This is a genomic window from Microcystis sp. M179S2 (assembly GCF_020245805.1).
GTDB lineage: Bacteria > Cyanobacteriota > Cyanobacteriia > Cyanobacteriales > Microcystaceae > Microcystis > Microcystis aeruginosa.
Genome location: NZ_JADBUE010000073.1, coordinates 1 through 11,393 on the forward strand (window position 1 = coordinate 1; position 11,393 = coordinate 11,393).

An 11,393-nucleotide genomic window follows, 5' to 3' on the forward strand; every position below is an offset into this window, starting at 1 on the left:
GATCGGCACCCCCCTTATCAAGGGGGGCAGGGGGGATCGAACCTAAAATCCATTTTTAATTTAATTATAACCAGCTACTTAAATTATGACTATAGCAACAGATAAAAGTACCTATAGCTTTGCCGAATATTTAGAACTAGAGGAAACGGCAGCCTATAAAAATGAGTATCAAGATGGGGAAATCGTACCGATGACAGGAGGCACTACCGATCATAATAAAATTGCTCTCAATTTTGCCGCTTATTTAAAATTTGCCCTGAAAGGACAGAAATATAATATTTTTATCGGTGATGTGAAATTATGGATAGCGCAATATCGTCAAGCAACCTATCCCGATGTGATGCTAATTGAAGGTGAACCGATTTATTATGAAACTGGCAAGACAACTGTTACCAATCCCAGATTAATAGTAGAAGTCCTCTCAAAATCAACTCAAAATTATGACCAGGGTGATAAATTTCTCTATTATCGTTCGCTGCCGGAATTTCAAGAATATATTCTGATCAGTCAAAGTCGTCCCTATGTCATGCAGTATAACAAAACTCAAGAAAATAAATGGTTATTAACGGAATACGAGGGCGAAAATGCCAGTTTATCTTTAACTTCTGTCAATTTTGATCTCAGTTTTCAGGAAATTTACGAAGGAGTTACTTTTAATATAATTAATAAACCTCTTGCATAATTAATTTTTCATGGTTCAAAAACGGCAAAAATAAGGATTAAATAGCATAAAGTCTGTAAATAGACCATTTAACTGATTATTATTCATTCTTAATTCTCCTGACTCCTGACTACTGGCTACTGACTCCTAACCCCACCAACAAACTTTTTGCCGCAAACCCTATTTAACGATTTGCCTTGAATTTTCGTTTTTTTGCCAGTATTCTCGCCAAGGAAGTCCAGAAATCTATCTCTATAGGCTCAATTTCGCCGCTAAAGCGATCGCTACCGGGAAAATGCGATGTTCTTGCACTTGAATGCGTTCGTGGAGACTAGCCGCGGTATCATCCGGGAGAATGGGAACCACTGCTTGCATTAAAATTGGGCCACTATCTACCTCTGCGCGAGCGATATGCACAGTACATCCGGTCACTTTTACCCCTGCGGCTAAAGCTTGTTCCACGGCGCGCACACCCTTAAAACTGGGTAGTAAACTAGGATGGATATTAATCACGCGATCGGGAAAAGCATCTAGTAAAACCGGGGTGACAATTCGCATCCAGCCCGCCATAATTACCCATTTTACGCCGTATTCTTGGAAAGTTTCTACTATTGCCCGATCGAGTTCTTCTCTGGGTTTAAATTGACGATGATCGAGGAAAACCGCGGGGATATTGTAGTGAGCGGCTTTTTCTTTTACCTTGGCATCGGGATTATTGTAGATGAGGACAGAAATCCGGGCATTAAGTTGTTTTTTAGCGATCGCTGCTGCTAAAACAGCAAAATTGGAACCACTACCAGAAGCCATCACTCCTAAAGAGAGGGTTTCCTCTAGGGGAATATCGGCCAAACTAAGATCGGGAGAAATTAAACTGGGGGAAATTGTCATCATATTTTATAAGCGAGTTCGAGTGCATTGCAAAAGCTATTGAGGCGATTCAGCAAAGCATTATAGTAAGAATAAGCATCATCCCGTTCCTCTTGGAGATAGGCATACAAGGTTAGCTCAGGCTCTGAAGCTAGGTGATTTTTAGGGATATCGAAACCGACTTCGGTTAGGCGCGTCGATGCGATCGCAACTAGCAACGCCCCAATGGTATTGGACTCACCATTGTGAAGATCCCTCAGTCCGGGTAAGATGATCTCGGCCCCTGGCAACTCATTGAGATTCATGATTGTTTCTCCTCTGGTGGATATTCAAAACGTTCAATAAAGTTCTCGACTCTGCTTCTCAGCACATCACGGTTAAGAGAGGGTGAATCGAAAAAATCCCCATACCCCTATCTCCCTTATCCCCGTTGTTTCAAACCGGTTTCAATAGCGGCAATGACTGTTTCTATGACTTTAACGCGGGCGAAATACTTATCATTTGCCGCCACAATCGTCCAGGGGGCGACGGGGGTGCTAGTACGGGCTACCATGTGATTAACTGCCACATGGTAGAGGGGCTGTTTTTCTCGATTGCGCCAATCTTCATCGGTGAGTTTATGTTGACGATAGGGGTTAGTTTGGCGTTCGTTGAAGCGATTTAACTGTTCTTCGGGGCTGATATGTAACCAGAATTTGACTAAAACACAGCCTGAATGGGTTAATTGGGCTTCAAATTCGTTAATTTCTTGATATGCCCGTCGCCAATCCATATCTTTAGCGAATCCTTCCACTCTCTCCACTAAAACCCGTCCATACCAACTGCGATCGAATATACCGATAGTTTTGGCTGCGGGCAATTTCCGCCAGAAGCGCCAGAGATAATGATAGCGATGTTCTTCCTCCGTCGGGGCAGCAAAGGCAATCACTTGATAACTGCGAGGATCGAGGGTATCGGTTAAGCGTTTGATCGCACCTCCCTTGCCGGCGGCATCCCACCCTTCAAAGAGGACTAAAACGGGGATATTTGCCTGAAAAATCTTTAATTGCAGTTTTCTTAATTCTACCTGTGCCTCACGCAAACGGATTTTATAGTCTTCTTTTTCCAATTGGGCACTTAAGTCCACTCTCCCTAGATAATCGGGTTCCGTGGGCAGTAATTGCGCTTGGGGTGGTAGATTGGCAGGAGGTTCGATCGGTAATCGGCGCTGATCCAAAGCTTGAGCGATCGTACCGACTAATTGGGAGAGAACTTTTACCCGGGACCAACGTTGACAGTTGCCCTCCACCAATGTCCAAGGGGCGGCCCCCGTGCTAGTGTAGGTAATCATTTCCTCGGCTAAACTGGCATACTCATCATAACGTTTGGCCTGTTGCCAATCTTCCGGACGCACGCGCCAAGATTCTAGTTCATTTTCGGCGTATTCTTTGATGCGTGACTTTAATTCCTTTTGACTGAGGTGAATCCAGAATTTAGCGATCGCAATACCATCATCAAATAATTGTCGCTCAAAGGTGTTGATATCGCGCATGACTAGGGGAATCTGGGAGGAGGGCAATTTATTTAAGAGTCGATCCTCTAGTAGATGGGTGTACCAACTGTGATAAAAAATGCCGATACTGCCTTTTGCTGGCAGTTTTTGCCAAAATCGCCACAAAAACGGGTAACTTTCCTCTTGGGGGGAAGGGGTTAAAATTGGATGGACGGTAAAACCGCGAGGATCCATATAGTTAACCATTTTTTTGACTAAAGTTCCCTTCCCTGCCGCCGCCCAACCTTCCAAAACCACCACCACGGGTAATTTACATTCCCAACAGGACTTCTGTAGCGATCGCAGTTGTTGCATTAAATCTTTAATTTGTGATTGATAAGTTTCTTTGTCAAGGGAAAGAGATAGATCGAGGGGACTTAACATGATGGTCAAATAAAAGGAAAATTAGGGTATAAAGTTATAGACAAGTCAATCTCAAATAGGTATGATCGCGTGTCTCAAGTTAAACCTACCATTCTCGTTACTGGCGGTGCGGGTTATATTGGTTCCCATGCGGTTCTAGCGCTCAAAAATGCCGGTTATTCCGTCATCGTACTCGATAACTTATCCTACGGTCACGCCGAAATCATTAAGGATATATTAAAAGTTGAGTTAATTGTCGGTGATACTAGGGATCGATCGCTGCTGGATAATTTATTTGCCAGTCGTGATATTGCCGCCGTCATGCACTTTGCCGCTTTTATTGCCGTGGGGGAATCGGTGCAAGAACCGGCTATTTACTATCAAAATAATGTTAGTGGTAGTCTGACTCTTTTGCAAGCGATGATCGCCGCCGATGTGAAGAAATTTGTTTTTTCTTCCACCTGTGCTATTTATGGAATGCCGAAAGAAATTCCGATGACGGAAAATCATCCCCATCATCCCCTCAGTCCCTACGCTGCCAGTAAGGAAATGGTGGAACAAATTCTTCGGGATTTTGATCGGGCCTACGGTTTAAAATCGGTGGCTTTCCGTTATTTTAATGCTTCAGGAGCCGACCCCAGTGGTTTATTAGGGGAAGATCACCAACCAGAAACCCATTTAATTCCCCTGGCTTTATTAACTGCCCTGAAAAAACGGGATTCCCTGTCAATTTTCGGCACGGATTATGATACTCCCGATGGTACTGCTGTTCGCGATTATATCCATGTTAATGATTTAGCCCAAGCTCACGTTTTAGGCTTAGAATATCTCTTAAATGGGGGCGAAAGTAATGTGTTTAATTTGGGCAATGGTAACGGTTTTTCCGTGCGTGAAGTGATTGAAACAGCGCAAGCGGTAACTGGTTTAGATATTCCCGTCATCGAAAGTCCCAGAAGATCAGGTGATGCCCCCATTTTAATCGGCAGTAGCGATAAAGCTAAACAGGTTCTCGGTTGGCATCCCCAATATGCCGATCTCAAGGTAATAGTTGAACACGCCTGGAATTGGCATCAAAAAAGACACGCTTAACAGCGATCGAGTGCTAAACTTTAATCTTATAAGATTGAACAGTTCTATCAGTCGATAACAGTAAAAAACTGCTAGAGGCTGATAGTTTACCGCTATAAGCTTCCCTAGAATTCTCTCGAATACAATGCTATGAATAACAAAATAATCTTAATATTTATAGGCTTGACTTTTTTAGCAAGTTGTGCTGATAGTAAACAGTTTCAATGTCAAAAAATCTATCGGATTGCCAACGAAGTGGCCCAAGAAACCAAATCCTTAACCAACGCTCAAGGGACAGAAATTGACCAAAAAAGTTGGCTATTAGCCGCCGATAAAATCGAACAGGCCGCAGAAAATATGAAAAAATTAGCAGTGAAGGATACCGAACTAGATAAATATAAGACCGCTTTCGCTCAAGTTTACGAAGATTATGCCACTGCCACTCGTGAAATAATTCAAGTTATCGAAACTCGCAATAAAAACGGGGCAAAATTAGCACAGGAAAAGGTCAGAAAAGCTGGCCAATTAGAAAAGGAAACTGGCGAAGCTTTTAATACCTATTGTCAAGCACAGTAAGGCACTATTAGCACAGCTATTGTGGTGGGTTACTGAATCTTGACTTTTTACCCCAAAAATATAAGGTCTAATTGCCTATATTGTGGTGGGTTACTGAATCTTGACTTTTTACCCCAAAAATATAAGGTCTAATTGCCTATATTGTGGTGCGTTAGCGATAGCGTAACGCACCCTACGGATTAGGGTTTAATTGCGTACAAAGTGCCGACATTTTTACTGCGAGGCATCCTGGAAAAGATGATAAAACCGAATTCTTGCAGATGCTTAACTAAAGCATCGGGACCCTTTTTATGCCATTCCATCATGATAATTTTCATCTGTCCCAATTGACCAGTTGCCGCTAAAGAATCGAGGATTTCGTATTCGGAACCTTCACAATCAATCTTGGCAACTATATCGATGTCGGGATAATCAGAGGTAATACCTTTAAACACATCGGTGAAAGGTTTAAGAATTAAATCAGCTGTAGCTGTTTGTTTCGAGGCAAAAGGTTTTAATTGGTTGTCAATACCAGAAATACCAACACTACCTTTAACATTGTAATCGTATTCTACTTGAATAATTTCATCCCGAGCGCCGACTCCATAATCAAAAGCTTTAATCTTCTCCGCTAGATTAGGATTGAGGGCAAAATTTCTTAAAGCTTGGTCGTAGGTAGCCTTAAAAGGTTCGTAACTATAGACAGCTTTCACATTAGCTCGATTGGCAAAAAAGAGACTAGCAAAACCCGTATTCATACCAATATCGATCGCTACACAGGGCTTGTCATAGAGGAAATTATATACACCTAAAAGGAAAATTTCATGGGCGATATCTAAATCCTGTCCCGTCTCGATAATTAACTTAACTCCATCGATATCGATAATTAATTCCTGTTGCTCATCGATATAAAATTGACAATCAGCTAGAGCTTTTAAGGCGTTAGCTTTGTTAAAAACTTTACTAGCCAAGAGGAAATCTTGCTTATTTTTGCTTAAACTGATCCCTAAGGGTTTGTAAAAAAGTTGACCAGATTTAGCATCATATTCCACATAATTAGGATTAATATTATGCTCTGCCAACTGACTAGACCAATATTGATCGGCAATATGGGGATAAGTCTTAAATTGTCGATAGCGTTTATGTGCATCTAACAGTTTTTGATAAAGCATTGCTTGTCTAGCCTCGATTTTTTAGGATGGATGAAGGTAATTTTATGGACAAGTCTGACAAAGTTTGATAGGCTTGTCAAGAAAATCCCCCGTCTCTGAGCATCAGAAGTCAGGAAACCCATCTCAAACAAGGTAACACAGACCATCAGGAGTTAACACGCCTTGAATTACTCTGATTTTATATTTTGGTGGATATTAATCCTTTTTAGCGTTCCTTTCCTAACGGCGCGCTACCTGGCGAAGTCCTTCAATCTCTGGCGAGGTGTTTTTGATGGAGTCGGATTAGCGGCACTTTCCCTGATCCTGTTTTATTACGCCAGTCGCACCAGTTTCCTCGTTTTCATCGTCTCCCTAGCCTTTAACTACATTATGGTCTGGCTAGTGCTGAAAATGAGCGGCTGGAAAGCGAATCTCCTAGCCACTATCGTTATCGTCATCGATATTCTCGTCCTCGCCTACTTCAAGTATTTCGGCTTTTTTGTCGAGGAAATCATCGGATTATTCGTTTCTCTCCCCCCTAACTGGAAGGAACTTTCCCCAATTCCCGTGCCTAGCCAAATCCCGCCGGGGGTATCCTTCTATACCTTCCAGATGGTGGCTTTCGTGGTGGACTCCCTACGGGAAAAGAAAAAGAAACCCCTAGCCGTCCTCGATTATGTCAATTTTATCTCCTTTTTCCCCCAGATTGTCGCAGGTCCGATCGAGCGTCGCCGGGATTTATTACCGCAAATGGAGGGATTTCGCCTCAAATTTACAGGAGAAAACTTCGAGAAGGGTTTGCGTTGGCTTTCCCTCGGTTTATTTATGAAATTTGTCCTCGCCGATAACATTGCGCCCTACATCGAATTAGATAAGATGATCGACAATGCTTGGTATATCTGGTTTGAGGCCTTTTTATTCACCCTGAGAATCTATTTTGACTTCGGCGGTTATAGCTTTATTGCTGTTGGTTTAGCCTATTTTGTCGGGGTTAGATTAGAATTAAACTTTTTAGCCCCCTACACATCCCAAAGTATTAACGAATTTTGGCGACGTTGGCATATTACCCTTAGCACTTGGTTTCGGGATTATGTGTTTTTACCCCTGATGGGTTCCAATAAAAATTGGGCGCCTTTTTATCTATTCATTACCTTTACTCTTTCAGGTTTTTGGCACGGTGCGGCTTGGAATTTCGTCTTTTGGGGGGCTTACCACGGGGCATTATTATTATTACTGCGTTATCTGGGCCGACCTTTCTATGCTTTCGTCGGGAAATACGTTTCTCAGCCGCAAATTGTCTCCTGGGCTTTAACGCAATTGGCTGTCATTTTTGGTTGTCTCTTTTTCATGGAGATTAACACCAGAAGATTAATCGGCAAAGTGCTAGTTATTGCCAATCCTTTCAATTATTCCTTAGCTAATATCGGGGAGATTTTTAGTTCCTATACTCTCAATCAAGGAGCAGTTTTAAGCGTCGCTTTAGTTCTTGGTATCATTGTTTTAATCCTCGAACATCTGGCTATTGCCCAGAAAAAGTTTGAATATGAACTCTTGTTATCCCCTTGGCTGTCTAAAATATTGCTAGGTTTAACTATTCTCCTAGCTTCCACTAATACCGGTGACTTTATTTACTTTGAATTCTGATGAATACTAAATCCTTTAACCCTTTCCCCTGGTTAGCCTCTCTGGGAGTCGCTTGGTCCCTCGGCTTTGTTTATAATGTCATCTACGGCGGCGAATTAAGCTGGTTGCGGATGATGTACGAGGAAAAATCAGCGATCGCAGCCAAGGTCGAAGGACCGCGGCGTTTAATCGTCACGGCGGGATCGGGGGCGCATTATAGCATAAATTCGGAATTAATGGCCAAAGAATTGGGAATGCCCGTGGTTAACTTCGGTTTACAGGGGGATATCGGCTTAAATGTCATTGCCGCTATGATTCTCGAAAAAGCGCGCCAAGGGGACGTAATTCTGCTCATTCCTGAATATCTCATGCTCATGGATGAGGACGGTTTTAATCGCGGCGAAGGACTTTGGGGGTCCGCACCTTTTAGCGTCGCTATTGGTAAACCCGGGTTAGGTGGGATACCTTTAAAAACCATGATCGAGGATACTTGGTTATTAGGTATTCCGGGTATGCGTCCAGTCACTAAATCCACGGTTGATTTATTCACCAAAGGCAGAATGACGGGTTATCTTTCCGATCCAATGACTAATACAGGTGATCCGACTATAGTTAAGGAAAGAACGGGGAAATGGTGGCAAATGACCTTTGATACTCCTGCTTCTCCTCACTCAATTAAATTGATTGAAAAGCTCAAGAAAGATTTAGAAGCAAAAGGGGCGACTTTAGTGGTTTCTTTGCCCTGGGTTTATGCAAAAAATGATGGTAAAACCGTTGCTAATATTCGCAAATCTGCCGAAGAATTAAGTCGGGTTGTGCCAACAATTTATGACCCAAAAGACTTGAATATTAAGACCGATTCTACTATTTTTGCTGACACTCACTATCATCTTTTGCCCCCGGCGAGAATTATTCGTTCAGAACAATTGGTTTCGGAACTGAAACCCATCTTAAACACAACTGAGAATAAAAATCCATGAATAAACTTATAACTAAGATTTGCATTCTGGGGGGGGGTTTTGGAGGGTTATACACGGCACTCGCTCTGAGTCGATTAACAGCAGTAAAATCGGGTCAATGGCAAATAACTTTAGTCGAACCGAAAGACCATTTTCTCTTTACTCCCCTTCTCTATGAATTAATTACAGGAGAATTGCAACGCTGGGAAATTGCCCCCTCCTACCGTCAATTATTAACAGGAACTCAGGTTAATTTAAAACCTCAAAAAGCTAGTAATATTGACTTAAACAATCATCAAGTATATTTAGAAAATGAGGAAGTTATAGATTACGATTACCTCGTTTTAGCGGTGGGAGTGCGGAATCGTTGGCCGGCTATACTGGGGTTAGCTGATTATGGGCTAACTTTTCGGAGTTTAGAGGATGTAGAAAAATTACAAACAGCAATTCATGACTTAGAAACTCAAGGAAAATCCTCAATTAATTTAGCCATTATTGGCGGCGGTCCCAATGGGGTAGAATTAGCCTGTAAGGTAGCTGATCGTTTAGGAAAAAAGGGCCAAGTTCATCTAGTGGAAAAGAACGAGGAAATACTGCAAAACTTCCCTAAATCGGTGCGTATTGCTTCCTATCGTTCCCTTTTAGCCAAGAATGTTAGTCTCTATTTAAACACAGGATTAAAGGAAGTTGCAGCTAATTCCATAACCGTATTTAAAGATAATAAAAATGAGGTTATCCCCATTGATTTATTATTGTGGACAGCAGGAACCCAAGCACAAGATTGGATCAATAATTTAGATTGTCAGAAAACAGCACAAGGCAAATTATTAACCCGTTCCAGTTTACAATTAATCGACTATCCCGAAGTTTTTGCCCTTGGGGATCTAGCCGAAATTTATCCGAGTAAACAGGTAATTCCTGCCACGGCACAGGCAGCCTATCAAGCAGCCAGTGTAGTAGCCAAAAATATCTCGGCAGTGATCAGAAAAAAATCGCCCCAACCCTATTATTATCTCCATTTAGGTGATATGTTAACCCTAGGTAAACAATCAGCCCTTGTCTCCAGTTTTGGCCTTAATATTACTGGTAGATTAGCCGATATAATGCGTCGATTTGTCTATATACTGCGTTTACCCAGCAAACGCCATCAGTTGAAAGTGTTTCGACATTGGGCGAAAAAAATTCTTCTCCGACTCCGTTATTCACAGGTGTTATCTAATACTAAATCCGTTGAGTATAGGCTACATATCAGGAGAGGCAAAAGGCAAAAGGGAGAATAAATAATCAGTTCCAACCAGGTTGTTAGCCCTTACACAATTGGCTACAATAGCCCTACACAAGCTACGAGAGAAAAGTATGCCTGAATTAAAAATTAGCATTAGTGAGGCTGCTCACAAAACGCTGTTAGCACTCGTTGACTCCTCTGGGGATACGCTCCCAACAGTATTAGACAAAGCCATCGAAAATTATCGCAGATATGTTTTTCTAGTTCAAGCGAATGAAGCCTTCGCCGCCTTAAGGAAGAATGAGACTTTATGGCAAGAGGAAATTTCTGAAAGGCAGACATGGGAGCAAACTCTCGCTGATGGAGTAGAAGGGTAGTGGCAGAAATTACCAGAGGAGAAATATGGCTAGCAGACCTTAATCCAGTAAGGGGGCATGAACAGGCTGGTAAGCGTCCGTGTTTAGTGATTTCAGCAGACCTGTTTAATCAGGGTGCATCTGGCTTAGTTGTTGTTTTGCCAGTAACTTCTAAAGACAAAGGAATCCCTTTTCACCTAAAAGTGGAACCCCCAGAGGGAGGAGTGAAAATGCCAAGTTTTATCAAGTGCGAGGACGTAAGATCAATCTCAGTAGAACGACTTGAGAAGCGATGGGGAACTGTATCCTCAGAAACCCTGGCATTGGTTGAAGACAGACTGAGAATCTTAATGGGACTGTAATGAAGATAGTTTCACCAATTTGCGCTCCAAGCCCAGGTTTTAGTTTGCATTCTTCCACTGTTCCAATGCCACCTTCGTGTGACTGTACCATTCTGAATTTGATTACGATTAGGCTTGCCCTCGTAACGCGCCGATAGACCAACCAGTGCCTTCGGCATCGCAACTAAACTCACAGTTTCAATCAATGGGCATGGTGCGTTCCCAAAAATCGATCGGTGGAGCAGTAGGAGCCAGATTAGGGGACGCACCCTAGGGCTGAAAACGGAGATTTTGAAGAGATCGCACTTGAGCAATGGTTTCAAAATCACGGTCGTTGTGAATCAGAAGCAGATCATTTTCCAGTGCCGCTTGAGCAATACAGCAATCAATTGGGCTGCGAACAGTCAATCCTTGACGACGCAGATCATAGTAAATACGTGCAGCCGCTTGCCAGGAAGAAGGCCTGAGTTCAACATAATCCTGCACTTCGAGGTAAGTAGAGAGGATTGTCCACTCTTGCTCGTTTAAGCTCCCTTGAAGCAGTTCAAGCTGGTTGACACTCCCCGCTCTAAAGAGACGGGGATTCTTGGTTCACAGAGATTACTTGCTTAGACAGAATTGCTTCTGAAAAAGTAGAGGTATTCTCTCCCCAAGCGTTTATTGGATCGAGCCCAAAGGTTCCGGTATGCCCTA

General features: G+C 42.5%; 12 protein-coding genes and 1 pseudogene. 8 read left to right on the plus strand and 5 right to left on the minus strand.

The window, feature by feature from the left end; genetic code table 11:
• Positions 1–85 precede the first annotated feature (85 nt).
• Positions 86–682, plus strand: a complete 597-nt coding sequence (locus IM500_RS04045) for a Uma2 family endonuclease (RefSeq protein WP_287737769.1) — start codon at positions 86–88, stop codon at positions 680–682.
• A gap of 231 nt (positions 683–913) precedes the next feature.
• Here IM500_RS04045 and purN read toward each other — a convergent pair whose 3' ends face one another.
• The 3 genes from purN to pap form a co-directional block, all read right to left on the minus strand.
• A complete protein-coding gene (gene purN, locus IM500_RS04050; protein WP_052276274.1) occupies positions 914–1,552 on the minus strand; it encodes a phosphoribosylglycinamide formyltransferase in 639 nt (212 codons plus the stop codon).
• The gene (locus IM500_RS04055; protein ID WP_002769454.1) at positions 1,549–1,833 is read right to left on the minus strand and encodes a hypothetical protein; all 285 of its coding nucleotides are present in this window, start codon (positions 1,831–1,833) and stop codon (positions 1,549–1,551) included. Before IM500_RS04055 ends, purN begins: the two co-directional genes overlap by 4 nt.
• Positions 1,834–1,949: 116 nt before the next feature.
• Positions 1,950–3,443, minus strand: a complete 1,494-nt coding sequence (gene pap, locus IM500_RS04060) for a polyphosphate:AMP phosphotransferase (RefSeq protein ID WP_190722964.1) — start codon at positions 3,441–3,443, stop codon at positions 1,950–1,952.
• 69 nt (positions 3,444–3,512) lie between these two features.
• On the opposite strand from pap, the gene galE reads away from it, so the two are divergent.
• Together galE and IM500_RS04070 are read left to right on the plus strand one after the other, a co-directional pair.
• Complete coding sequence (gene galE / locus IM500_RS04065) at positions 3,513–4,511, plus strand: UDP-glucose 4-epimerase GalE (RefSeq protein ID WP_190722965.1); 999 nt, start codon at positions 3,513–3,515, stop codon at positions 4,509–4,511.
• A gap of 129 nt (positions 4,512–4,640) precedes the next feature.
• Positions 4,641–5,066: a hypothetical protein gene (locus IM500_RS04070; protein ID WP_190722966.1), complete on the plus strand. Its 426-nt coding sequence runs from the start codon at positions 4,641–4,643 to the stop codon at positions 5,064–5,066.
• A 179-nt stretch (positions 5,067–5,245) separates the two neighbouring features.
• Here IM500_RS04070 and IM500_RS04075 read toward each other — a convergent pair whose 3' ends face one another.
• On the minus strand, positions 5,246–6,217 hold the full coding sequence (locus IM500_RS04075) for an FkbM family methyltransferase (RefSeq protein WP_190722967.1): 972 nt from the start codon (positions 6,215–6,217) through the stop codon (positions 5,246–5,248).
• Positions 6,218–6,379: 162 nt separating this feature from the next.
• On the opposite strand from IM500_RS04075, the gene IM500_RS04080 reads away from it, so the two are divergent.
• The 5 genes from IM500_RS04080 to IM500_RS04100 all read left to right on the plus strand — a co-directional run bounded on the left by IM500_RS04080 (position 6,380) and on the right by IM500_RS04100 (position 10,721).
• Positions 6,380–7,840 (plus strand): MBOAT family O-acyltransferase, encoded by a 1,461-nt coding sequence (locus tag IM500_RS04080; RefSeq protein WP_190722968.1) that lies wholly within the window; start codon positions 6,380–6,382, stop codon positions 7,838–7,840.
• Entirely contained in the window at positions 7,840–8,799 is a 960-nt protein-coding gene (locus IM500_RS04085) for a hypothetical protein (RefSeq protein WP_287737771.1), read from the plus strand. Before IM500_RS04080 ends, IM500_RS04085 begins: the two co-directional genes overlap by 1 nt.
• The gene (locus IM500_RS04090) at positions 8,796–10,058 is read left to right on the plus strand and encodes an NAD(P)/FAD-dependent oxidoreductase (RefSeq protein ID WP_190722970.1); all 1,263 of its coding nucleotides are present in this window, start codon (positions 8,796–8,798) and stop codon (positions 10,056–10,058) included. The genes IM500_RS04085 and IM500_RS04090 overlap by 4 nt, the downstream gene beginning before the upstream one ends.
• A 76-nt stretch (positions 10,059–10,134) precedes the next feature.
• The gene (locus IM500_RS04095) at positions 10,135–10,380 is read left to right on the plus strand and encodes a hypothetical protein (RefSeq protein ID WP_002739747.1); all 246 of its coding nucleotides are present in this window, start codon (positions 10,135–10,137) and stop codon (positions 10,378–10,380) included.
• Positions 10,380–10,721 carry a type II toxin-antitoxin system PemK/MazF family toxin gene (locus IM500_RS04100; RefSeq protein ID WP_043996813.1) on the plus strand — a complete coding sequence of 114 codons (342 nt, stop codon included), beginning with the start codon at positions 10,380–10,382 and terminating at the stop codon, positions 10,719–10,721. The genes IM500_RS04095 and IM500_RS04100 overlap by 1 nt, the downstream gene beginning before the upstream one ends.
• A gap of 249 nt (positions 10,722–10,970) precedes the next feature.
• Here the strand turns inward: IM500_RS04100 and vapC are convergent.
• Positions 10,971–11,252, minus strand: a pseudogene (gene vapC, locus IM500_RS04105) (type II toxin-antitoxin system VapC family toxin); the annotation flags it as partial.
• Positions 11,253–11,393 lie beyond the last annotated feature (141 nt).

What these genes read in the sequence shown, in the direction of transcription:
- IM500_RS04045 (WP_287737769.1), top strand. Translation starts at nt 86, where the DNA reads ATGACTATAGCAACAGATAAAAGTACCTATAGCTTTGCCGAATATTTA.
- purN (WP_052276274.1), bottom strand. Translation starts at nt 1,552, where the DNA reads ATGATGACAATTTCCCCCAGTTTAATTTCTCCCGATCTTAGTTTGGCC.
- IM500_RS04055 (WP_002769454.1), bottom strand. Translation starts at nt 1,833, where the DNA reads ATGAATCTCAATGAGTTGCCAGGGGCCGAGATCATCTTACCCGGACTG.
- pap (WP_190722964.1), bottom strand. Translation starts at nt 3,443, where the DNA reads ATGTTAAGTCCCCTCGATCTATCTCTTTCCCTTGACAAAGAAACTTAT.
- IM500_RS04070 (WP_190722966.1), top strand. Translation starts at nt 4,641, where the DNA reads ATGAATAACAAAATAATCTTAATATTTATAGGCTTGACTTTTTTAGCA.
- IM500_RS04075 (WP_190722967.1), bottom strand. Translation starts at nt 6,217, where the DNA reads ATGCTTTATCAAAAACTGTTAGATGCACATAAACGCTATCGACAATTT.
- IM500_RS04085 (WP_287737771.1), top strand. Translation starts at nt 7,840, where the DNA reads ATGAATACTAAATCCTTTAACCCTTTCCCCTGGTTAGCCTCTCTGGGA.
- IM500_RS04090 (WP_190722970.1), top strand. Translation starts at nt 8,796, where the DNA reads ATGAATAAACTTATAACTAAGATTTGCATTCTGGGGGGGGGTTTTGGA.
- IM500_RS04095 (WP_002739747.1), top strand. Translation starts at nt 10,135, where the DNA reads ATGCCTGAATTAAAAATTAGCATTAGTGAGGCTGCTCACAAAACGCTG.